This window comes from Methanosphaera sp. DEW79 (assembly GCF_003266085.1).
GTDB classification, from domain to species: Archaea; Methanobacteriota; Methanobacteria; order Methanobacteriales; family Methanobacteriaceae; genus Methanosphaera; species Methanosphaera stadtmanae.
This window is the reverse complement of the sequence record NZ_MUZW01000031.1, coordinates 41,744-66,532: the sequence shown is the minus strand read 5'-3', so window position 1 is coordinate 66,532 and position 24,789 is coordinate 41,744. Positions and strand designations below refer to the sequence as shown.

Sequence of the window (24,789 nt, the reverse complement as noted above, 5' to 3'; positions counted from 1 at the left end):
TTATACTTAATATTTATTATCCTTATTTAAATAAAAACAATGAAATTATAAATAACATATTCTTTTTTTTATTATCAATAAATCCATAAATATTTATAAGGTAGTGAATATATTATTGTATAAGAGATATGAGTTTTTATTGATTTAAATTTTATAAAATAAATATAAAAAATGAAAATAAGTATAAAAAAATAATAAAGAAGTAGAAATTTTACAATATGGTATTGAATTATATTATTTTTTTAAACAATATATAGTTAGATAAATGAGGGGATGTTATTAATGGTATATGAAATTACTATGGAAAAAGAACTTGAAAAAACTTTAAATGAATTAAAAACAGTAAATATTAAAGAATACACCATACTTGCAAATAAAATAAAGGAAATGCAAACACATGCAAAAATTATTTTAAATCATAAAACAAGATTTAATACTTTTGAAAAACCTCTCCACAACTATAAATGGATAGAAATAAACGATAAAATACTAGTTTTTACAATTGATGCTACAAAAAAAGAAATACATTTATGTGAATATATGCCACGTAGTGAAGTATTTTGTTAGAAGTACTTAAAAAAAGAAAATGTTGTTTTTCTACTTAGCAACAATTTCTTTCCAAGGTCTTACATTAACATTATTTAAAAGACCAGTTGATGAACTATTAGCAATAACAACTGCTAAAGTATATAATAAGTTCATAAATCCTATTTTTCCTTTTGAAGTTTCTATAGTAGAAGGTAATTCATTATTTTCTTTTGAATAAACAATTATAGCTTCGCTAATTTCAACAATTTCTTCTTTTGAGACAATCACATTACATTTAAGATTTTCACTTGATACTCTTGGTGTAGCAATACCTGTTAATTCAAGATCATCAGTTATATTATTATTAAGATTTATCACTGCATCTGAAAAGATATATAATAGATGTCCTATTGATATTTGATGATTATTTATTGATATTTTTCCAGGTAATCTTTTATTAATATTAATCCATTTAACTAATCTATAACCTGCATTTTGTAAATCATGGAATGATATTATAATAGGATCTATTTTTTTAACATATAACTTTGCATATGCTCTACTTGCATTACATTCTTCATTTCCATCAAAAACTACTTCTATATCGTATGATTCATTATGAATTTCTTGGAAGGAACATTTTTCTGAAAATTTACCATTAACAACTTTTCCTTTAAGAAAAGTACTATCATTAAGTTTTACTGCAGCATCTCCACTAATAGGATTATTATTTTCATCAGTTACTTCAAATTCAATAACTCCATTTTCCCATTCTTTAATTGTAATATCATCTAGTTTAACTATAGATTCCATATTATTCAACACTCTTATTTAAATTCCTAGTAATCTATTTATTACTTTGTAACTTATTTTTTAAAAGATTATTGTTTTTTTATTGAAAATTATCTGAAAAATATATAGTTCTCTTTCATTATATTTTTCATAATATAGAAAATCTTTCATAATATAGAAAATCAATTTTTATATAAAATAACATTAAATATGAAAAAGTAATTGTTTTAGAAAAAAGTCATTGAAAAACTATATAAAATATAATATAAAACAAGAGAACTAACAAAATACTATAATAGAATATTTTTAAAAAAAATAAAAAGTAATTTAAATTATATGAACATACTCAAGTAGTAATAATATAATCATAATCAAGATTGGAATTAAAATATATAAAATACTATTTAGGGATAGTTTATTCTTTGATGTATATAATCTACTATCTGCATCATAACATCTACTTGCCATACTCTGATATACTGTTTCTCCACGTTCATATGCTCTAAGAAACATCATTAAAAACAAACTACCTACTTGTTTTAATTTCCACATATATGGTGTGTTATTTGAAAGACTAAATCCTCTACTTGCCTGTGCTTGTTGAATACTTCTAAGTTCATCATAAAATAGGAAGATAAATCTTACAAATAATGAAAAAATCATTGCAAAAGCATTGGGAAAATGTAATTTTCTAAAAGCCTCTGCAATATCCTTCATTGGAGTTATATATGAGAACAATACAATTGAAGTTATACTTATAAACAGGCGAGATAATAAAAGTTCTGCAAAATTAATACCTTCAAGAGTGATATGTATTCCTAATGGTAATGTGTAGAGTACCTGACCTGGCTGTATAAATGGTTGAAATATGGCTATTGAAAAACCAAAGGGCAATATTAAAAGAACTCTAATCATTGCTTCTTTTAATGAAATACCAGAGATAAGTATTAAAATTATTAAATATATCTCCAGAGTTAGAAATACTATGAAATTACTTGAAGAAACAGCAAATAATATTACTAAAAATAGTACTAATAATTTAATTCTACTATCAACATTATGTAGTATACTATTTTGTGTAGCATAAATATCTTGTTGTTGTAACTGACTAAAACTAACCATAAATAATTATCTCCCCACTCAATATTATTAATATATATTTTAATTATATTAATTATTATTTAAAAAAATAATTTATTTTTTATCATTATTGTTTTAAAAATGTAAAAATTTAAGATATGACTAAAAAATAATAAAAAAAATAGAAAAAATAAATTAAAAATTATTTTTTACTTATTGCATAAAATACTCCATATGCTACTGCTACAGATATAATAGCCCCAACAATTAAACATGCCACTCCTACAAGAGGATTATCTTCCATGCCCTCTAAGGTATAATCTGGCATTATAGGAGTTATTACTTGACTTGCTTCTAAACTATCAGGATTTAGATGTTCAGCTGAAGCTTCAAGTCCATCAGGATCACCAGATGCTAAAAATGGTGATAGTATACAGATAACTATTGCTACTATAAATATTCCAAAGTATAATTGTTTTTTCTCCATATACATCACCTATTCCATGCTAGTAAATCTGGTCGTACAGATTCAATTCCTTTAATAATTATAACAGTTATTGCTCCTTCAATAACTCCAATCATTGCATGATAACCACCCATATATAATAGTCCTAGATCTAATGGGAAAGTTCCACTTAGAGATATTTCAAGAGCTGCTACTAATGCTGCAATAAAACAAGCAGCCCATGAGGATACAAATATACTAGGATATTTTCCAATAATTTTATTTAATGATTTAAATCCATAGTATCCTACAAATCCACCTACAACACCCATATTTATTATGTTTGCTCCAAGTGCTGTTATTCCACCATCACCAAATAGTAATGCTTGTATAATTAATACCATTGCAAGTACAAGTATTGCTGCATATGGACTACAGAATACTATTGCTACAAGTGCTGCACCAAGGAGGTGTCCACTAGAACCAAAAGGTACTGGTAGATTAAATGACATTATAGCAAAAATTCCTGCAGCTAATACTGCTAGTAATGGTACATATTTTTCATTTAAATTTTCTTTACTCCATTTTGCTGATAGAAATACAAATACTATTGCTAGTATATATAATACTACACATAATGGAATGGTAATAAAACCATCAGGTATATGCATTTATATGTCTCCATTTATATTTTGTAAAAGATTATTTATTTAATCATAAAATATAATACTTATAGACTATATAAAATAAAAATGTATAATTTATTCAAGAGGATTATACTAAAGGTTGTTTAGATTAATTATATTTTTAGTCATGTTTTAGAGTTATAAGATATGATTAAAAAAATAAAAACCTTTCACATGTTTTAAATATTTTTTTGAATTTATAATAATAGTAATACTTTTTTTATATTTTGTATTATAATTATAATATAAAATCTATAACTCTTTCTATATAAACTTTATTATGTAAAACATAATTATATACCTTTAAATCATGAATAAAATAATTTTTGAAAATAAAACCAGCTATCATGTAACATAAAGTATTACTTTAAACTAAAAAAGACATAGAAAAGTAATAATTAATAATAGTATATAAATAATCTATATAAAAAGTAATACATCATAGGATAATACTTCAAATAAGAAACTAATTTTCATTTTTTCTTAGATTATAACTATCATCTATTAAAAATTATGATGATTTTAAAAAAAAAATTCTAAATAAAGACTAAAAAAATAATATAAAAGAGTATTATAACTCTAATATTTTTTTATTTAAAAAAAAATATTCCGTGCATAAAAATTATAGTTTGTATTTTTTTTATTATAAATAATTCAAGAGGAAATTATATTACATAGATGTTAACTAGGCTATTTTTTTATTATCTATTAATTAGCTATTTCTTTTAGAAAAATAAATATTAATAAATACTAATTTTACATTTTAATAAATCTATTTATGATACGTAATTATTAATACTTTTTAAATATTTAGTATTAATTCTTACAATTATAAATTATATTACTCATACTATATAAAGTATTACTTTTTTTAATTGGATTAAACAACTCTAAAGAATAAAATATCATAAATTCATTAACAATATACTATAATAAGTAATGATATTGTATTAACTTTTAATTAAAAAAATATAAAAAAGTAATAATTAATAATAACTTAAAAATAAAACTAAAAAAAGTAATACAAGTATAAAAATAATTTAAAAATGAAAAAGTATGATGAATAACATTATTCATCTACTTCATCAGCTTTTCTACTTAAAAGATCATCCATTTCCTTTTCTTTTTCAGCATAGAAATCAGGATCATGTATAGGACAACATTTAAGTTTTTTATATGGTGAATATAATTCAGTAATTTCACTTTCATTAACATTTCTAATTTCTTCTAATCTTTTAAGAATTGTTAATACTGTACCATCCTGCATAAGTTTTCCTAAAAACCCTGGTCTAGTATTTTCTTTCTGCATGATAAGATAAAGAACTTTCATGATTGTTAAAAGATCAAGTCTTTTAATTAATTCATGGTTATTAATATATTTCCATCCTTTTTCTTCCCAATCCTTTAGATTATCAAAGGTTCTATATATATTTTCTTGATATAAATCATCTTTAAAGAAGTCAGCTTCATCATCATAGTAACGTTGTCCACCTTCAACTTTCATAAATTCATTACTTGTATCTTCAAAGTATGGTATGTATTCAAGAATTGCATCAACATTTTCAATATTAGGGAATTTGAAAATATTACCAAATGACTTATTTAATCCCATTTGTAATGTTTTATAATCTAGAACTTTAATATGTGATTTTTCATCGTTGAATAATCTATGATCCCATACAACAAGAATGTTACGTATATCTTCTGTAGCTTTACATTTATATTTAATTTGATTATCTGTAATTCTTTCAATTTCAAGTAATAAATAACTTACACGAGTTAAATTACGAGCTTTAACAGTATTTTTCATACGTAAACAAATGTATGGATATTTAAGAATTGGTTTGAATTTTGCTTCTAATTCTTCTGGTAAATCATGGAAGAATATTTGCATTACTGTTGTATGTTCCATATTATTTTCTTCAACTTGGAAGTAATATTCAGCTAGTTCCCTAACACCAGCTTTTTGGAATGTAATAGTACCTTTTGTAGTTTCAAGAACTTCTAAAGTGTTAAGTAATACATATAATTCAAATAATTTATCATTACTCATAGCAGGAAGTATTTCCTTGGTTATTGTATTGTATAATTCAATTTTAGTAGGAAATACAAATAATTCATCATATACTTCATAAACTCTTGCTAAATTAAATATATCATCAGTATTTTTACATGCATCTTCTAATAAATTAATATCAATAATATCTGGTGTATCTATATCTTTAAAACAATCTTTTTTAAGTATTGCTGATATTTCTTTTTTACTGGATAAAATACTGTCATTTATATTTGCAAGTGCATCATCATTGAAGTTTTTATTATTAATCTTATTTGTATCGTTGTTTTTAACATTTTCAAACATATATTTTATAAGACTAAGAATTTCAGAATATGGATTTTCTGATAGATTTTTTCCTTCAAGTTGTGTTTCTAATTTTGAAAAATTCTGAATTAAATCCATAGTTTCTGGAATATTAAGATAATAATCTATTTTAAATCCTTTAAGTTCTCTTTCATCAATTTCAATGATTTTACTCATTATTTCTGCTTCATCTTTAAATATTTTTGTGAATAAGTAGTGATGTAAACGAGTTTCCACATAATTAAATACTGTTTGTCTATCATAATTAGTCCAAATTTCTTGTAATTCTTCTTCCATACATATACTCTCCTTTTTAGTAGTTGTTTATATAAACTTGATTTTTCCATATTTCAATAATAGAAAAAATAAACTATAATATAGGTAATAATTATATAAAAATTAATATTTAAGTCTATACTATATACTCCTATTGGGTATTTAGTTATATTATCTATTTTTTGAATAAAAATAATCTAAAGTAGAAAAAAAATCACTAAAAAAATAGTTTAAAAAAAAGAGTTTATAAGTAAAAAACAGAATTTTACTTATTTTAGTAAAGTATTTGCAATTTTTCTTGCTTCTTCACGTTTTTGATCAAGTTCTTCAAACATGTCTGTTATTAATTCACTTGCACATCCTTTACAATTACCACATAGTATCTCTCCAGATAAACATTTACTTCTTATTTCTTCTAATTTTTTATCATCATCAATTAAATGATAAACTAATAATTCATATATTGAACATTTATCTGGCATACCACCAAGTTCTTTTTGTTCTTTTAAACTTTCACGACCACCAGTCTTTGCACTTTTAACTTTTTTCACAGCATCTTTTAATGAATCAGTTAAATATATTGCACTTTTTGGTTTACTACTACTCATTTTTTCTCCAGTAAGTCCTGTCATGAATCTGTGGAACGTTGCTGATGGCTCTATAAATCCATATTCTTCATTAAATTTACTTGCAAGATCTCTTGTTAATCTAATATGTGGATCCTGATCTGGTCCTACAGGTACAATTACAGGTTTTGGACCTCCATATTTTTTAAGTTGTGGATGAAGAATATCTGCTACTTGTAGTAGTGGTGTGTATATATGAGCAATATTTGTTGAATTATTAAATCCATAAATACTTCTCATCTGATTAAATGTAACTTTTTTACCTATTATATATGCTAGATTTTTAACATCATCATTTTCTGATTGAAGATAAAGATGGAAGTTATCACGAGTAACATCTAATCCTAGAGCTATATAGTTTGTAATATATTCATTTAATGCTAATTCCCTTGATTTTTCCTTACTTATACCTCTTGCTGCATATGCTTCCATATCTGCTATTGATACATAAATATCAGCATTTTTTTCCTGGTACCATTTTAATTGATCTACTACCATTTTATGACCAATGTGCATTTTACCACTTGGCATCATTCCAGTCATAGTAGCAAATGGTTTGTTGTTATTTAGAGCATCAGTTATTTTATTATAATCCCTTTGTCCAAAGATTATACCACGTGTCATTAATTTACTAGCATGTGGTATATCATCTACCACATCTGTAAATGGTTTAATACCAAACTGTTCTGTAAGTTTATCATAGTCTATTATTGAAGAACCCCATGGATCTATCATATTCAATTTATTACACTCCCTATTCATTTTAATATATTATTTTTTCATGGTTTTGTCCATTCTATATCATAGTATGTTATATCATATTCATCATCAACAACTGCAAGTAGTAGTGTTTTACGTACACCATGAGCTACACGAACATAACTTGAGAAGTCACGTACCTTTATTTCCTGTTCTTCTGATAATATTTTTACTAGAAAATTGGAATGTCCATCTCCTGGTGCATGTCCCCTTTCATATATTCTAAAATCACTACCATACTTGAAACCTGTTTTTATAATATAACCCCTTATTCGAAGATCCTTATATACAAGATAATGTGAAAATATATGTTTTTGTCTTATAATATCTGTTAAATCCTCTTTTGTTATGAGTTTATCATCGTCATAAATTTCTATCTTATTTTTAGTTAATAGAAATAACGCTTCTATAAAAGATAATTCAAGTCCAGAATCTGTTAAATTTCCATAATAACGTTTATTATACAAATTATGAGCATTTTCATCCTTTACTATTACTCTATCATTTAATAATATTGAATACATTGAAATTATAACACAACTCCCTTATAATATATTAATATCCTTTAAATAATCTATACTTTTTAATATTCCCTGTAGAGTTCTAACTTCTATTACACATATATCATCATATTTCTTTTGTTTGAGAATATCAAATATTTTAGGAAAATCAATGTTATGAGAACCTAGAGCATGATGCATATCATATGAACCATCATTATCACTTAGATGAATATGATGAATATTATCAGATTTAAACATGTTCTCTGGAGCAAATCCATTGTTATGTGCATGACCAACATCTAATGTAATACCAGAATGAATCTCATTATCTACTAAATCAAATAAAGCATCAACATTAGTATATAACATTCTCTCAAATAATGGCATGTTTTCCACACACATCATAACACCATACTCTTGTGCAGCACGTTGACATTTAATCAATGATTCCACATTATATTTTAATATTTTTTCAGGATATTTAAGTGCCATAATAGGTATTGTACCAGGATGTACAACTACACGTTCTGCTCCCCAATCATTTGCTAATTTAAATGAATCCACCATTAATTCAACAGAAATATCTCTTATTTTCTTAACATGAGAGGCAATATTAACATCAGACATTGGTGCATGTATACTTAAACCAAGATCATATGATTCAAATACATCTGCACCCACTTCATCATATGGATATTCTTTAATAACTTCAAGATAATCTAATTTTTGTTCTGTTACAAAGTCTAAAATATTTTCCATTGTTGCAGGATATAATCCTAATGTTGAAACACTAATTTTCATTTTAATAACCTCAATATAAATCCTCATTTCTTAATCTAGCATACACTGGTTCACCTTTTTTCATGGCTTCAATAACAATTTCTGCCATTTCAATATCTTTTTTAAGACGAATATTTGCCTTTTTACCAACTGTTGCTGTGAATAGATATTCATCTTCTACTATAATATCATAGCTAGAACCAATATCTTCTTTTCTAAAGTTTAATGATAAATAATTACCAGAAACATTTACATTTATAGGTGATCTATTATCAATATCCTTTACTTCTAATTCTTCAACTTCAATACTAATACCAGCACGTTCTTCAATTTGTGCTATTGTTCTTCCATTTTTACCAATAACAGCACCAGTATGATCTGGATCAATTTCAAGAAGTGCACGTTTATCTGATATCAAGGATACTTCCATAATTGCATGTGGAGCCACCTTATTTACTTCTTTTCTTATAACTCTTTCAACAATTTTACTAACAGGACTCTTTTGATCTTCTTTATCATCATCCTGTCTTTGAGTTTTATTAATATCCATCACTATAGTTTGTTCACCATATGTATATATTTCATAGAATAATTCACCACTTTCAAAGTCTTTTATTTCAATTACAGGTCGTGACAAGTCAGCTTCAAGCATACCTGTTGGAACTTTTACTGTTAATTCTATTGAATATACTGTATCTATTTCACCATTATTAATATAAATTGTTGTATCAATTACAGATGGAATAACACCTAATTCAAGTCGTCCAATAAATCTTTGAACAGCATCAATTGCTCGTGTAGCATGAACTACTCCTATCATTCCAACACCAGCTAATCTCATATCAGAATAGATTTCAAAATCCCTTGTTTTTCTAACTTCATCAAATATTGTGAAGTCAGGTCTTACAAGAAGAAGTATATCTGCAGTATTTTCCATATCTCCCTCAAGAGGTGCATATTGTGTTATGTTATCATCTAAATTCAAATCTCTTGGAGATTCCATGGTTTTTACCATTTGTTCCATATCATAATAATAATACTCTGCAAGAGCCTGTGCAAATGTTGACTTACCTGCACCAGGAGATCCTGCTATGAGTATTCCTTTTGCATCGTTTGATAATCTTTCAAGTAATTTATCAGATACATCATAATCATCCAAGTCAAGTTTATTCACAGGTTTTATTGCAGTTATTTCAAATCCATCAGAAAATGGTGGTTTTGCAATAGTTACTCTTAAATCTCCAAATTGAATTACTGTAGCTCCTCTTTTATCAATTTCAATAAAACAATCATGTCTTTTCTTTGATTGTTCTATAATTTCCTTTGATATTCTATCTAAATCCCTATATCTTAATGGAACATAATCTAGTTCTATTAATTCAATATGACCTGGTGTTCCTTTTTTTGCCATGGGTGTTGTATTTTCCCGTAAATGTATTGATGATATATCCTTTGAGAAATATGATTCTAGTTCTGTTGGACCAGTTGAAATAGGTTCTACTTCTTTTTTATAGAAATATGTTTCCACACCTTGTGCTTCTGCTATTTCTTTCTGTAATTTATCACTTGTTACTAGAATTGCATGATATTTTCTTGCAATATCTCTTATCATAGCATCAATTTCCCCACCACCTGCTATGGATATTTCATCTAGTTTAGGTCTTCTTCCAACATATTCTAATGTTATTATTCCTTCAGTACTTAGTTGTTGTAGTTTTTTTAATTCTTCAAGTCCTTGATAACCTATTTCTTTTCTTTTATTTGCATGGTTTTCAATTTCTGATGGAACAGCCTCTGGTATTAATACTTCTGCACCTTTATATAAATCTTGAACTAAAACACTTACTTGTTGATCTATAATTATACTAGTATCTGGCACTATTTTAACCAATAAAACATCTCCTTATTTTTCATATACATCTTCAGGGTCAAATACCTTATCTTCATATTCAGTCACAACTTCTTCATCATCTGATAATTTCTTATAAAAACAAGAATAATGTCCTGTATGACATGCTCCACCTACTTGTTTTACTTTAAATATTATTGCATCTTCATCACAATCTAGAAGAACCTCTTTTATCTCTTGAATATGTCCTGATTCTTCTCCCTTATACCAAATCATATTTCTACTTGTACTATAGTAGTGAGCTTTTCTTGTTTGTATGGTTTTATTAAAAGCTTCTTCATCTATAAATGCAACCATTAATACTTCACCTGTTTTATAATCTTGGGCTATGGCAGTTGCTAATCTTTTACCATTTATAATATGTCTAAAGTTTGGTTTTATCATGTTTATCCCTATTTTAGTAATTCAGATACAACAGTATTTTGTGGTATTGTTTCCTGACATCCAGAATCCATATCCTTAATTGTTACTGTTTCATCTTCAACTTCTTGTTGACCTATCATTATAACTTTATTGAAGTTATGATTATTAGCATAGGATAGGTTCTTTTTAAGTTTTTTACCCTTAAGATCTATATCTGTAACAATATTATGGGCTCGTAATTGTTGTGCTACTTCTATAGCATTTAATTTAAATTCTTTTTTCACAGGAATAACAAGTACTTTTGGTTTAGAACTTATAGGTACTTGTATGTTTTGTCTATGGTATGCTTCCATTATTCTATCAAAACCAAATGCAAAACCTGTGGATTCCACTTTTTCTGAGTCAAATAATGCTGTGAGGTTGTATGTTCCTCCACCTGTAATTTGTTTCTCAGCACCTAAATCTGGTACATATATTTCAAATACAATACCAGTATAATAATCAAGTCCCCTTGCTATTGATAAATTAACAACATAATCATCAAAACCAAATACTTCAAGAACCTCTAATGTTTTATCAAGATTTTCTAAAGCTTCAAAACTCTCAGGTATATCTTCAAGTAATTGTTTTAATGTTTCTAAATCACTACGACTACCTTTTATATTAATAATACTTGTAATTATATTTTTATATTCACTTGAAATATCGTTATCTTCTAATAATTTATCAAGTAATTCATAGTCTTCCTTATCTATACTTGCAATTATGGCAGTTTGTTGTTGTGATGAAATATTTAATTGATTTAAAACACCTTTAATAATACCAAGATGTCCAATGTTAATCTCATAATTTTTAATTCCAACCTGAGTTAATGCCTCATTAGCCATTGCTATAATTTCAGCTTCATTATAAATTGGTACTCCACCAATAACTTCTATACCAAACTGCCAAAATTCCCTAAATCTACCTGCTTGTGGTCTTTCATATCTAAAACAACTGCCAAAATAATACATTTTCAGTGGTTTTGCAGATTTTTGAAGATTGTTATTATATAATCTACTTACACTTGCTGTAAGTTCTGGTCTTAAAGCTAAATCTCTTCCACCTTTATCTTGAAAATGATATATTTCCTCTTTTATTCCTTCACCAGATTTTGTTGTGAATAATTCTAAATCTTCAAATATTGGTGTTTTTATTTCCTTAAATCCATAATTTTCAACAACATTTCTTATAGTATTTTCAACATAATTTCGCTCTTCCATATCCTCAAAAAGAAAATCACGTGTTCCTCTTGGTTTATTAAATTCCATGACTATTATACTCCTTTTATTAAATTATACAAGTACATACTTGTCCCTTTAAATTATTTTAAATTATACTAGAATACATACACATAACTCTTTATTTATGGATAAATAAATTAGAATAAATAAAACAATTTAACATGATATTAACTAATTACTAAAAATCATAGTGTATGATTTTAAAATAATTAATCCATATCCTTAAAAAACAATCTATATAATAATTAAACACCTATTTAAATAATTACAACAACATATAGATGAATATTTAAGTAGGGATTTATAATTATCTACAAATTATTTAAAAGATATATATTTTATTATATAAAGAATTTTTTAAAATTTAAGATAAAAACTTTAAAAGGTAATTGTATGATAACAGGAAAAACATTAATAACAGGAGTTATAGGACATCCTATAGAACATAGCTTTTCACCACCAATGCATAACAATGCATATAAATTAATGAATATGGATTATAAATATGTTCCATTCCATGTAGAAGTTGAAAATCTAAAACATGTAATAACATCAGCAAAAACCTTGAATATTAAAGGTTTAAATGTGACAATACCACATAAAACTACCATTATCCCATATCTTGATGAAATAGATGAAACTGCAGAAAAAATTGGTGCAGTAAATACTATAAATTTTAAAGATGGAATTGCAAAGGGATATAATACTGATGGTATTGGAGCTATAGTATCAATTGAAAAATACACTTCATTAAAAGACAAAAACATAATGATAATTGGTGCAGGTGGAGCTTCAAAGGCTATAACATTCACATTATTAAATAAAAATATAAATCAATTGATAGTTGCAAATAGAAGTAAAGATAATGCTCAAAAATTAATTACTAATCTTAAAAATCAGACGAACTTTGAAAATATAGATTTTATTAATATTAAAAAAACTGATAATGTGATTGATGATGTTGATATTATAATCAATACAACTCCTATTGGAATGTATCCTAAAGATGAAGTTGCACCTCCCATTAAAACTGATAAAATTTCATCTAAACATACTGTTATGGATATTATATACAATCCATTAGAGACACAACTACTAAAACAATCAAAAAAACAGGGAGCAACAACAATTCCTGGAACACACATGTTAATAAATCAGGGAATTAAGGCATTTGAAATATTTACTGGAAAAACACCATCATATGAATCATTTGAAAAACCATTACTTAAACATTTACAGGGATAATTATTTTTCCCTATATTTTCTATTTAAATAATGTGGATTGCTTATCTGTATCCTTTCTATAAATCTTAATTATATCACTCATTTTATATAATATACCATAATCATCACATTTTTGTTTAAACACATCATACAACTCATAATTTCTAGTTGTGCATGTGTAGTTATCATTATATATTTTTCTATATTTTTCCTTGAGATTTGGAAATGATTCATCTAATTTTTTATAGAAGTATGTACGCTGATTTTCAGATAGAGTCATACCCATACTCGATGGATATATAAATCTTGCATGATTTTTATATGCTAGTTTTATGAGTTTTTTAATATCATTTGTTTTATCTGTTATAAATGGAAGTACTGGTAGTAACATGATTCCACAGGGAATATTATTTTCATTAAGTTTTTTCATTGCCTTAAATCTCTTTGATGAAACAGAAACATTCGGTTCAATAATAGATGCTAATTTATCATTAGGTGTTGTGATTGTTATACTAATGAGTTTATTCTTAATTCTTTTTAGTACATCCATATCTCTTATAATTAAGTTGTTTTTTGTTGTAATAAATATCCCATAATTGTATTTTTCTATTAATTCTAATGATTTTCTTGTTAATTCATATTTTTCATCTAAAATATTGTATGGATCACTCATAGCCCCATTTCCAATAATACCCTTTTTATTATGTCGTAATTCATTTCTTAAAATAGATATAGCATCTTTTTTAATTTGTACCGTGTCAAAATCAGTTATATTGTAGATATTTCTTCTACTATCACAATATATACAACCATGATTACAACCTCTATATAAATTCATTGTATAATCTATTCCAAACCATTTTGAGGAGTAATTTACTGGTGTAAGAATAGTTTTAGCAGTTATATAATTCATATTATCAAAAAAAATAGAAAAGGATTTTAGTTATTTATTACTTCTTCAATAGTTTCCTTTAGTATATTCAATGTTTCATTGTTATTTTTAGGTTTTACATATTTTTCAGAAATATTTTTCTTATATACAGGTATTTTTTCTATGAAATTATCTAGAATTGCCTGGTTAATCTTACTATGATGTTCTCCATAACCTAATTTATCCAGATAAATTGCATTTAGTATTTGTTCAAATTGTTTCTTTACAGGTATACTTAGTATTGGTTTTCCTAATTGAAGTGCTTCTGTAATAAATGAAAATCCACCATTTGTTATTACACATTTTGCATCTTTAAAATCCTTATATAATAAATCTTCACTAAATGATCTAAATAATACATTATCCTCTTTTTTATCCACATGAAAGCCATATACAATGAAGTTTTGTTGTGGATTTTTCTTTAATAGTTCTATTAATTCATTGTTTGATGTACTTGTCTGATATACTAGTATATAATCTCCATCTGTAGGCTTAAGTTGATATATTTTATCCCTGAGTATTGGATAAACATATCTTGTGTTTTCTGTATTTTTAAGTGGTGGGAAGAAATATGAATATATTAATGTTTTCTTAGCATTTTGAATAAAAGCATGAACCACTGATTCACTAAATAATCTGTCCTTTGCATATTTATTTGGTGTTGAATACTTGGCCTCTGTTAATACATGCATATTATCAATACTAATTAAGGGTATACGAAGTATATGTGATAATAAATTTGAATAGAATTCAAAATCAGATACTATAACATCAGGCTTAAATTTATGAGCTAAATTAAACATTTTAGTCATATTATTTTTTAAATCACTAGGCACATCCTTCATATTATATACAAATGTTTTTCTATTACGAACAGAGTTATTTTCATAAACAGTATTGAATCCACCAATATAATATATATTATCAAATTTAGAACTTAAATAATCATAAGCCCTATCACTTGCAAATACAATTAAATCATAACCTTCATTAATTAAATATTCAATAACTACCCCACTACGAATTGCATGACCTAATCCTTCACCACATAATGAGTAAAGAATTCTATTTTTCTTTGAACTACCATGTCCAAAACTATAACCTAACTCCTCTAATGTCACTTTTTGACCAACCAATTGTTTAGCAGTACTTTTTGCATACTTTAATGTAATTTCCTTTAATCCTTCCTCTTCTAATCTTCTAGTAGAAATTAGTAAACGTGGATTTTCAAGAACTTTAAAACGACTTATTTTAGCAATTCTTTCAATATAATCTGTATCTTCACCAAAATCTAATGATTCATCAAAACCATTGACTTTCTCATGTAATGATTTATATGTAATCATACCATAACAACCAGCACCATGTGGTTTTATATGAGATATTTGTTTGGTTAGATAGTTAGCTATTTCATGAGATATTTCATTGATAAAACCCTTCTCCAATGGAACAATTTGAGTAATAGCAATACCTAAATTATGTAATTCAAATTCTTCAATAGTAGATGTTATATAATTATTAGTTAATACTGAATCAGCATCTAAAAATAATAATATTTCACCCTTAGCTACTTTTGCACCATTATTACGTCCAACAGCTGGAAGACCACCAGGTACAACTTTACACATGTATGATTTAGCAATTTCAACTGTTTTATCTGTGGAATTAGCATCAGCTATAATAACTTCTAAATCCTTAAAATCTTGTCTTTTAATACTTTTTAATAAATCAGGAAGAAATTCCTCTTCATTATATGTGGGTATGATAATACTAATCTTCATGAAATCACAATTTTATTATAGAATTTTTATAAAAAAATCATTAAATTTAAAAAAATGTAATATTATTTTTGTATGTTATATAATATTATAATTATGATTATTTAATGAAAAAAAAATGTATCAAAAAAAATAACATTTCTAATTTATATTTTTTATAAGACATATATTAATTAGAAATATTCAAAAAAAGTTATAGATAAAAAAAAATAAGAAAATATATTTAAAACCTTACTAAATTCTATTTTATATGATGTTTAATAAAATAAAAATCTAAAAAAAAATAAAAAATTAGGATATGTTTTTTGCAGCTTGTCTTTGTCTCATTGTAGGATTATCTAAATAAGAATAGAAATTCCAACTCATAAATGTTACATCAGCCTTTCCCTTAAATGAGGCAAATATCTGTCGAATTAATTGTTTATCATCTGTTTTTGTAGCTAGTGTATATGTTGTAACATCCCCATGTACTTCAATATTTGTAACATTGTACTGTGACATGTCAACAGGTTCTGTTTGATTTATAACACTAAGTGTATGATATGACATATCACTACCACCAACTTCTATAATCATTCCAACAAGTAATATATAACCCATTATTACAACAGGTTTAATAAAGTACTTTATACCAATTTTTCCATTAGAAAAATACATTAACAATAAAAATCCTATACCAATAAGAAATGGCTGAGAAAACATACCTCCATCTAGTATACCTATTAATGCAAGTGTTAGAGCTATGGTTGTAATTGCTTTATGTAATGGTTTCATATCAGACAATCCAATTACACCACATATGAATGATACAATCCAAATAGGAACTACTATCAATGCATATGGAAATACAAATTTAAGTATTGATGAGCTTGTATTTACATGTGCAGGTACAAAACTTTTTGATAAATATCCTAGTATTGATTTATAGGCATGTGAATGCATTGGACTTGTAGTACTTGTACTAGGATCAAGTGATGTTAATATTGTAAAAAAGGATATTCCAAGTTTATATCTAATATAAAATTCAATAATCAATCCTAAAACAGCACAACATAGAAGAATTACAACAACAAATAGAATATATTTTAAATGATAATCATTATCTGGATATAATCTATGCTTAATACTATTATTTTGATTAATAAGTGATGAGATAATAAGTATTAATCCTAACATACCAAGAAATAGTACTGTTTTTCCTTCTGATGATCCTTCTAGAAGAGGCCATAGTAGATTAGTAACAAATGAGTCTATAAAATCTGTTACTAGTATGATAAATCCAAGAATAATAAGACCTAAACCTACAATAATTGTTTTATCAATTTTAAATAATTTATCTATAATACTCCTCTCCATTAGAAATTTATATTTAAATTATATTACTAGAAAATATTTAAAAGTTATGTTACAAAATAATAGGGGATTATAAAAAAATAGTTAAAAAAGATTTATTTATGATAAATCTAACATTTTTTGTATTCCAACACGTGCCTTAGCAGCAATTTCTTTATCAACAACAACTTCATATTTTTCTTCTTTAAGTGCTTCAAGTACTTTTTCAAGAGTAATAATCTTCATTGTTAAACAGAAAGCATCACGTCTGAGGGGAATAAATTCCTTTCCAGGATTTTCTCTTGTAAGTCGTGTAGCAAGATCTATTTCAGTTCCAACAACCAATTGTTTAATTTCTGGATCTTTTGCAAGTCTAACCATTCCACCAGTACTTTCAACATAATCTGCTAATTGTCTTACATCATCGTTACATTCTGGATGAACCACTATTTTAGCATTTGGATAATCTTCTCGTGCTTTTTTAATATCTTCTGGTTTAAACATTGTATGTACATAACAATGTCCATCTTCAGGAACTATTATTGGATTTTTACCTGATTGTTTTGCTGAGTAGATACCTAAATTATGGTCTGGTGCAAATATAAAATTATCAGATTTTAAACTAGAAACTATTTTACCAGCATTTGCAGAAGTACATACTATGTCAGCTTCACTTTTAGTTTCTGCTCTACTATTTACATACAATACTACTTCACAATCTGGATGTTCAGCTTTTGCTTTTTTCAATTCATCAAGTGAAACCATGTCTGCCATTTGACAATTAGCTCTATTATCTGGTAATAATACCTTTTTATCTGGACTAATAATAGAAGCAGTTTCTGCCATGAAATTAACACCACAAAATACTATAATATCTGCTTCATCCACATTATTTGCTTTTATACATAATTCTAGTGAATCCCCTACAAAGTCAGCTATTTCTTGTATTTCTTTTGGTTGATAATTATGAGCAAGAATTATGGCATTTTTTTCTTTTTTTAATTCTTCAATTTCTCTTATAATCTCATTAGTCATATATAAACCCCTTATTATTATACTCTTTATTTAAAATATAACTCTTGTTATATTTAATATTATTTAAATAATTGCATCATCTAATATATGCTGACATCCACAATCTCTACTAACAACAGTGTTTTTAATGGTTTTTGTAATAAGTTTAATTAATTTTTCTTCACAATCCTTCATAGCATCAATAACTTCTGTAATTGTTAGTTTATTTGGTGATATAGCTGCCGCATAATTTGTTACTGCACAAATACTACTATAACACATCTGTTTTTCCTTTGCAAGAACAACTTCTGGAACTCCTGTCATACCCACAACTTTTCCACCTATTAACTTATAAAACTGTATTTCAGCACCAGTTTCAAATCGTGGACCTTCTGTAGCAATGTATATTCCATAGGGATGTACATCATTACCAGTTATTAAATTAGTTCTAAGTGTTTCACAGTAAGGATTTGTACAATCAATATGTACAACTTCATTATCAAAGAATGTTGAAACACGATTATGTGTAAAATCTATGAAGTTATCTGGTATTAATATACTTCCAGGTTCTATATTTGTATCTAAAGAACCCACAGAGTTAGTTGCATAAACTTGATTTACACCAATTGTTTTTAATGCTTCAATATTTGCTCTATAATTAATTTTATGTGGAGGTACACTATGTCCTTGACTATGTCTTGGAATATATGCTACTTCTTTATTATTAATATCCAATATAGTGATTTGTGGAGCCTGTCCATACTCTGTCTTAACATCTTTTTTATCTACAATAGAGTATGTTTCAAGTAATGCTTTTGTTCCTGTTCCACCAATAATACCAATCATTAAGTTTACCCCTTAATTACACCTAATGGTTTCATTTGAGCAACAAGTTTACTTATACCTGTTTTATCAGCAGTTTTTACAACTGAATCAACATCTTTATATGCATTAGGTGCTTCTTCAGCAATAACTGGTTGTGAATTTGCTTTAAGAATAATTCCTTTATCTGCTAAATCTTTTGATATTTCTTCTGGAGTAAATTCACGTTTTGCACCAGACCTACTAAGTACTCTTCCAGCTCCGTGTGCTGTAGACCCAAATGTTTCATCCATTGCAGTTTCAGTTCCAGCTAATATATAGGATGAAGTTCCCATAGTACCTGGTATGAGTACAGGTTGACCTACACTTCTATATTCTTGTGGAATTTCTTTTCTTCCAGGACCAAATGCACGTGTTGCTCCTTTACGATGTACATACATATTTCTATTAATTTTACCAATTTTATGTTGTTCTTTTTTAATTATGTTATGTGCTACATCATATAATACATTTAAACCTAATGATTCTGCATCTTGTTTTAAAATATTTTCAAATGATTCTCTTACCCAATGTTGAATCATTTGTCTATTTGTCCATGCATAGTTTGCACCTGCAGCCATTGCTTTTAAGTAGTTTTGTCCTTCATCAGAATCTATTGGTGCACATGCAAGTTGTCTATCTGGTAGATTTAATTTTAATCTTTTTGCAGTTTTATCCATTTCACGTAGATTATCTGCACAGATTTGATATCCACATCCACGAGAACCTGTATGTATTAATACTACTACTTGATCCTTTTCTAGACCATATGCTTTTGCAATTTCTTCATCATATATATCACCTATTGATTGAATTTCTAGGAAATGATTTCCACTTCCAAGTGATCCAAGCTGTGGTATACCTCTTCTTTTTGCCTTTGTACTTACTAAACTAGCATCTGCTCCTTCCATACAACCATTTTCTTCAAGGAATTTAAGATCTTCTTCCCATCCAAATCCATTTTCTACTGCCCATTTAGCACCATTTTCTAGTACATCATCTATTTCAGATTCTTTTAAGTGTTTTATACCATTACTTCCAAGACCTGATGGTACTTTATTAAATAATTCATTAACAAGATCTTTAAGATGAGGTTGTATGTCTTGTTTTGTAAGATTTGTTTTTAGTAGTCTTACTCCACAGTTAATATCAAAACCTACTCCTCCAGGACTTACTACTCCATTAATTTCAGAGAATGCTGCTACTCCTCCAATACTAAATCCATATCCAAAGTGAATATCTGGTAATCCTATTGATCTTTTCTGTATTCCTTCAAGACATGCTACATTAGCTACTTGTTCAATTGCTCCATCTTCTAATGTTTTTATTGATTCTTCATCTAAATAAATTCTAGCAGGAACTCTCATATCTTTTCTTGCTGATGATGGAATTTCATATACACAATCTCTAACTTTTTCTAAATCTCCTTTTCCTACCATTTTTTCACACTCTTTGTCTTTATTTAAAATTATATTATATAATGTTGTGAATTATTAAATGTTAAAATAAATATTTAATTTTTTTTAACTTTATGTTAATTTCATATTTTTATTATAATATGTTATAATTTTGTTAGAAATAATACTTTTATTTTATTGTTATATGAAATTATTATTCTTTAGATTACTTATAATAATATCTTATTTTTAGTTATGGTTGAGATTTATATTATATTATCTTTTTTTTTAATTATATTATGACTTTTAAAATTAAATCAATTTTCTATCTATAAATATTTTAGTATTTTAACTATTTTTAGGAAATATTGTTCTTATTTTGAAATATTTATATAGTTGTGTTTATATATATAATTTATATTATATTTATAATGATTAATCATTATTAATACTTAGAAATTAAAACATTCACAAGAAAATAAAAAGAAATTTGAATTTACAATTTTAACATGTTGGTGATTTTATGTTAAAAATAAAACATACTATTTGCCCCACATGCAGTGTAGGCTGTGGTTTAAATATTATAAGTAAAAATAAAAAAATAGTAGGTATTAACTCATACAAAGACCATTCAATAAATGAAGGTCGTAATTGTAATAATTGTACTGATAATATAAACCTATTTATAAATAATAAAATCAAGCAAAGTACAGATTATACTAGTTTGATAGATAATGTAACTAAAATATTAAAAGATAATAAAGATGTTACTATCCTCACCTCTGGAAAAACAGATAATGTTGATTTAGATAGATTAATGGAATTTACAAAAAAACATGACTATACACTATTGGCATATGAAAATAATTTCAATAAAACAGATGCCAATATAATTGCATCTTATGATGATATAAGTAATGCTAATTATATAATCACAATTGGAGATATATATAGAGAAAATGCATTGATTGGTCGTAGAATCATCCATGCCAAGAAAAACAACTGTTATACTATCAATATAAATAAAACAAAAAATTTAACAGGATATAATAGTGATAAATTCATTAAAATCAATTCATATGATGAGATACCATCAATATTAGAACATGAAAAAATAGATGAGAACGCTATTTTAATAATCAATAAAATCGATTCAACAGATAATTATAATAAGATTATTGAATATGTAGAAAATAATAAATTAAAAATTCTACCATTACCTAAATATCCAAATAGTTACTCTGTACTTCATCATGTAAAATCAACATCAATCAACGAGATTATATCTAAAATAAATGATTCTGATGTTATTATTTTTACTGATATCAATTTAACTAATTTTATGAAAAATGATATTTTTAATAACAAAATTATAATTTCATTTGATACACTAAATACCACCAATGAGAGTAGTTTTCAAATACCAGTAAAGGCATGGTATGAAAAGAATGGTTCATTTACAAATAGTATGGGTATAACACAGAGATTTAATGATACTATCTGTGATAATGATAATCAATTAAAAACAATAGCCCAAGTAATTGATGAAATTGATGGTAAATTATAGTTGGTGATTATAATGAAATATTTACAAGTTAGAGCAAAAGATCCTAAAATCATTGAAAAGGGTGAAAATGGTGGTGCTGTTACAGCAATCTTAAAATCATTACTTGATTCAAAGAAAGTTGATGGTGTTTTAAATATATCAAAGGGTAATAATCTTTACGATGGAATACCTACCTATACTACTGATTCTAGTAAATTAATTGATACTGCAGGTTCACTACATTGTGCTCCTACCATGATTTCAGACATTATTGCAAGATACCTGAAAGAAGAAATAATTGCAGTAACTACAAAGCCATGTGATGCAATGGCAATAGATGAGATTATTAAAAGAGTTGGAATTGACAGGGACAATGTATATATGATTGGATTAAATTGTGGTGGAACAGTACGTCCTGCAGTAGCTGAAGAAATGATTAGATTATTCTATGAATTGGATCCTGAAGATATTGTTTCTGAGGAGATAAATAAGGGTAAATTTATTGTAGAACTTAAAGATGGAAGTGAAAAATCAATTAAGATGGATGACCTTGAAGATGAAGGTTATGGTAGACGAGAAAATTGTCAAAGATGTGAATTAAAAATTCCACGAAAAGCAGATATTGCCTGTGGAAATTGGGGTTCATCAAAAGGTTATACATTTGTTGAAATAAACACTCCACGTGGAGAAGAATTAGTTCAATATGCAATTGATAATGAATATATTGAAGTAAAAAAACCATCAGAAAAACAGTTAGTTATACGTTCTAAAATTGAACAAGTTATGAAGAAAATGGCAAAAAGAACACAGAAAAAATATTTAGAAACTGAATTTACAAAAGAAGAAAAAGAAGATATTCTAAATAGATGTATAAAATGTTTTAGATGTAGAGATGTTTGTCCTGTTTGTAATTGTGTTACATGTTCCATGGAAAAGGAGGAATTTAAAGAACATCCATCCCAAAAACCTGATCCATTATTAATGCATGGAATACGTCTAGGACATATGGCTTTTAGTTGTATTAATTGTGGTCAATGTGATGATGCTTGTCCTATGGAAATACCTGTATCTAGATTATTCCAGAATGTACAATTAAAATACACCAAAGATACTGGATATGTTTCTGGTGTATCAGAAAATAAACCTCCAATGTATAGTGGAGAAAAAGAAAAAATTATTGAGGGTGAATAATATGGATGATATGAAGATCATTGGATTTTGTTGTAACTGGTGTAGTTATGGTGGAGCTGATAATGCTGGAACTTGTAGAATGCAGTATCCTCCAAATATTCGTATAATTAGGGTGATGTGTTCTGGAAGAATAAATCCTGACATGATTTTTAAGGCATTTCATGAAGGTGCAGATGGTGTTTTTGTTGGTGGATGTCATATAGGTGATTGTCATTATAATTCTGGTAATTATAAATGGAGAAGAAGAGCTCATCTAATTAGATTTATATTAGATGAATTAGGTATTGATCAAAGAAGATTTAAATATGAATGGGTATCAGCTTCTGAAGGATCTAAGTTTCAAATTCTTATGAAAGAATTTAATGAAGAATTAAAGAAACTTAAAAAAGAATCATTAGATACAAATTCAGAGATTATTGAAACATGATATTAAATTCTTCTTTTTTTTTATTTTTTTATAAATCTACAATAAATTGTATATTATATATATTATCTTCATTTGTAATTTTCATTTGATGATATGTAATGGCCTTTACTTCTGTTTTATAATTATATATATTTCTATCATAGATGTCTCCACAGATTTGTCCATCTATTACTATTGTATTTTCATATTTTGATATTTTAATATTGTATTTTGATACTATGAAATTTTCACTATCTAATAAAATGAGTAATTCTGTAATCCAATCATATAGTAATCCATATTCATCTTCAGATTCTATATGTATCTTCTTTGTTATTTTGGGTTTTATTTTTTCAATATCTGTTATTATATTTAGTGTTGCTAGTGCTGCATTTATATATGCATCTGTCATATTTTCTGTTTGAATTTCTATTCCTATATCTGCTGTTGTCTCAAAGTATTTAAAATTTCTATTCTCTTTCATAATAATATTATATTGTCTTAAATTAATTATCTTTTATTCATTGTTAAATATTAAACCTTTATAAATGCCTATTATGAATCCTATGATTATAATCCAGATTATTAAATTTATAAGTATGAAAGTTGTTGAAAGAAACATAGATTATCACTTTTTTTCATGTTTAAATTTTCTACTTAGACTATTATATTTTTTCTTACTTTTTTTTTAAACAGCTTTTATATGTTTAAAACTAG

At 26.2% G+C, this 24,789-nt stretch carries 23 protein-coding genes; 5 read left to right on the top strand and 18 right to left on the bottom strand.

Annotation, left to right across the window (positions count from 1 at the left end):
• Positions 1 to 282 precede the first annotated feature (282 nt).
• Positions 283 to 567 (top strand): hypothetical protein, encoded by a 285-nt coding sequence (locus tag BZ132_RS03260; RefSeq protein WP_011406257.1) that lies wholly within the window; start codon positions 283 to 285, stop codon positions 565 to 567.
• 30 nt (positions 568 to 597) lie between these two features.
• On the opposite strand, the gene BZ132_RS03255 is transcribed toward BZ132_RS03260, so the two are convergent.
• From BZ132_RS03255 to hisS, 11 genes are all read right to left on the bottom strand, one after another.
• The gene (locus tag BZ132_RS03255; RefSeq protein WP_048059715.1) at positions 598 to 1,341 is read right to left on the bottom strand and encodes a hypothetical protein; all 744 of its coding nucleotides are present in this window, start codon (positions 1,339 to 1,341) and stop codon (positions 598 to 600) included.
• A gap of 306 nt (positions 1,342 to 1,647) precedes the next feature.
• Positions 1,648 to 2,442, bottom strand: a complete 795-nt coding sequence (gene cbiQ / locus BZ132_RS03250) for a cobalt ECF transporter T component CbiQ (RefSeq protein ID WP_011406255.1) — start codon at positions 2,440 to 2,442, stop codon at positions 1,648 to 1,650.
• A 160-nt stretch (positions 2,443 to 2,602) separates the two neighbouring features.
• On the bottom strand, positions 2,603 to 2,887 hold the full coding sequence (locus BZ132_RS03245; RefSeq protein ID WP_011406254.1) for a PDGLE domain-containing protein: 285 nt from the start codon (positions 2,885 to 2,887) through the stop codon (positions 2,603 to 2,605).
• 5 nt (positions 2,888 to 2,892) lie between these two features.
• The gene (cbiM, locus tag BZ132_RS03240) at positions 2,893 to 3,516 is read right to left on the bottom strand and encodes a cobalt transporter CbiM (protein WP_011406253.1); all 624 of its coding nucleotides are present in this window, start codon (positions 3,514 to 3,516) and stop codon (positions 2,893 to 2,895) included.
• 1,084 nt (positions 3,517 to 4,600) lie between these two features.
• Entirely contained in the window at positions 4,601 to 6,190 is a 1,590-nt protein-coding gene (locus tag BZ132_RS03235; RefSeq protein ID WP_011406252.1) for a DUF6508 domain-containing protein, read from the bottom strand.
• Positions 6,191 to 6,438: 248 nt separating this feature from the next.
• Complete coding sequence (locus BZ132_RS03230; protein ID WP_048059846.1) at positions 6,439 to 7,530, bottom strand: tryptophan--tRNA ligase; 1,092 nt, start codon at positions 7,528 to 7,530, stop codon at positions 6,439 to 6,441.
• 44 nt (positions 7,531 to 7,574) lie between these two features.
• Entirely contained in the window at positions 7,575 to 8,078 is a 504-nt protein-coding gene (endA, locus tag BZ132_RS03225; protein WP_011406250.1) for a tRNA-intron lyase, read from the bottom strand.
• 21 nt (positions 8,079 to 8,099) lie between these two features.
• Positions 8,100 to 8,858, bottom strand: coding sequence for a sugar phosphate isomerase/epimerase (locus BZ132_RS03220; protein ID WP_011406249.1), 759 nt, complete (start codon positions 8,856 to 8,858; stop codon positions 8,100 to 8,102).
• A 10-nt stretch (positions 8,859 to 8,868) separates the two neighbouring features.
• Entirely contained in the window at positions 8,869 to 10,728 is a 1,860-nt protein-coding gene (locus BZ132_RS03215; protein WP_011406248.1) for a PINc/VapC family ATPase, read from the bottom strand.
• Positions 10,729 to 10,740: 12 nt separating this feature from the next.
• Positions 10,741 to 11,127 (bottom strand): phosphoribosyl-AMP cyclohydrolase, encoded by a 387-nt coding sequence (gene hisI, locus BZ132_RS03210; protein WP_286940492.1) that lies wholly within the window; start codon positions 11,125 to 11,127, stop codon positions 10,741 to 10,743.
• A gap of 11 nt (positions 11,128 to 11,138) precedes the next feature.
• On the bottom strand, positions 11,139 to 12,419 hold the full coding sequence (hisS, locus tag BZ132_RS03205; protein ID WP_011406246.1) for a histidine--tRNA ligase: 1,281 nt from the start codon (positions 12,417 to 12,419) through the stop codon (positions 11,139 to 11,141).
• Positions 12,420 to 12,785: 366 nt separating this feature from the next.
• Here hisS and aroE point away from each other — a divergent pair, with 366 nt between their 5' ends.
• Entirely contained in the window at positions 12,786 to 13,637 is an 852-nt protein-coding gene (gene aroE, locus BZ132_RS03200; protein ID WP_011406245.1) for a shikimate dehydrogenase, read from the top strand.
• A 19-nt stretch (positions 13,638 to 13,656) separates the two neighbouring features.
• Here the strand turns inward: aroE and BZ132_RS03195 are convergent, their stop codons facing one another.
• From BZ132_RS03195 to BZ132_RS03170, 6 genes are all read right to left on the bottom strand, one after another.
• Complete coding sequence (locus tag BZ132_RS03195; RefSeq protein WP_011406244.1) at positions 13,657 to 14,529, bottom strand: radical SAM protein; 873 nt, start codon at positions 14,527 to 14,529, stop codon at positions 13,657 to 13,659.
• 26 nt (positions 14,530 to 14,555) lie between these two features.
• Positions 14,556 to 16,328, bottom strand: coding sequence for an MJ1255/VC2487 family glycosyltransferase (locus tag BZ132_RS03190; protein WP_286940484.1), 1,773 nt, complete (start codon positions 16,326 to 16,328; stop codon positions 14,556 to 14,558).
• A 288-nt stretch (positions 16,329 to 16,616) separates the two neighbouring features.
• Entirely contained in the window at positions 16,617 to 17,681 is a 1,065-nt protein-coding gene (locus BZ132_RS03185) for a hypothetical protein (RefSeq protein WP_011406242.1), read from the bottom strand.
• Between the two features lie 96 nt (positions 17,682 to 17,777).
• Entirely contained in the window at positions 17,778 to 18,692 is a 915-nt protein-coding gene (nadA, locus tag BZ132_RS03180) for a quinolinate synthase NadA (RefSeq protein WP_112149443.1), read from the bottom strand.
• 63 nt (positions 18,693 to 18,755) lie between these two features.
• The gene (locus BZ132_RS03175; protein ID WP_011406240.1) at positions 18,756 to 19,517 is read right to left on the bottom strand and encodes an S-methyl-5'-thioinosine phosphorylase; all 762 of its coding nucleotides are present in this window, start codon (positions 19,515 to 19,517) and stop codon (positions 18,756 to 18,758) included.
• A gap of 5 nt (positions 19,518 to 19,522) precedes the next feature.
• The gene (locus tag BZ132_RS03170; protein WP_011406239.1) at positions 19,523 to 20,971 is read right to left on the bottom strand and encodes an RtcB family protein; all 1,449 of its coding nucleotides are present in this window, start codon (positions 20,969 to 20,971) and stop codon (positions 19,523 to 19,525) included.
• Between the two features lie 481 nt (positions 20,972 to 21,452).
• Here BZ132_RS03170 and BZ132_RS03165 point away from each other — a divergent pair, with 481 nt between their 5' ends.
• The 3 genes from BZ132_RS03165 to BZ132_RS03155 are packed head-to-tail and all read left to right on the top strand — an operon-like array spanning position 21,453 to position 24,093.
• Complete coding sequence (locus BZ132_RS03165) at positions 21,453 to 22,496, top strand: hypothetical protein (RefSeq protein WP_112149441.1); 1,044 nt, start codon at positions 21,453 to 21,455, stop codon at positions 22,494 to 22,496.
• Positions 22,497 to 22,508: 12 nt separating this feature from the next.
• Positions 22,509 to 23,666, top strand: a complete 1,158-nt coding sequence (locus tag BZ132_RS03160) for a Coenzyme F420 hydrogenase/dehydrogenase, beta subunit C-terminal domain (protein WP_112149440.1) — start codon at positions 22,509 to 22,511, stop codon at positions 23,664 to 23,666.
• Between the two features lies 1 nt (position 23,667).
• Complete coding sequence (locus BZ132_RS03155) at positions 23,668 to 24,093, top strand: hydrogenase iron-sulfur subunit (RefSeq protein WP_286940482.1); 426 nt, start codon at positions 23,668 to 23,670, stop codon at positions 24,091 to 24,093.
• Between the two features lie 28 nt (positions 24,094 to 24,121).
• On the opposite strand, the gene BZ132_RS03150 is transcribed toward BZ132_RS03155, so the two are convergent.
• Positions 24,122 to 24,556, bottom strand: coding sequence for an archease (locus tag BZ132_RS03150; protein WP_112149438.1), 435 nt, complete (start codon positions 24,554 to 24,556; stop codon positions 24,122 to 24,124).
• Positions 24,557 to 24,789: the final 233 nt, after the last annotated feature.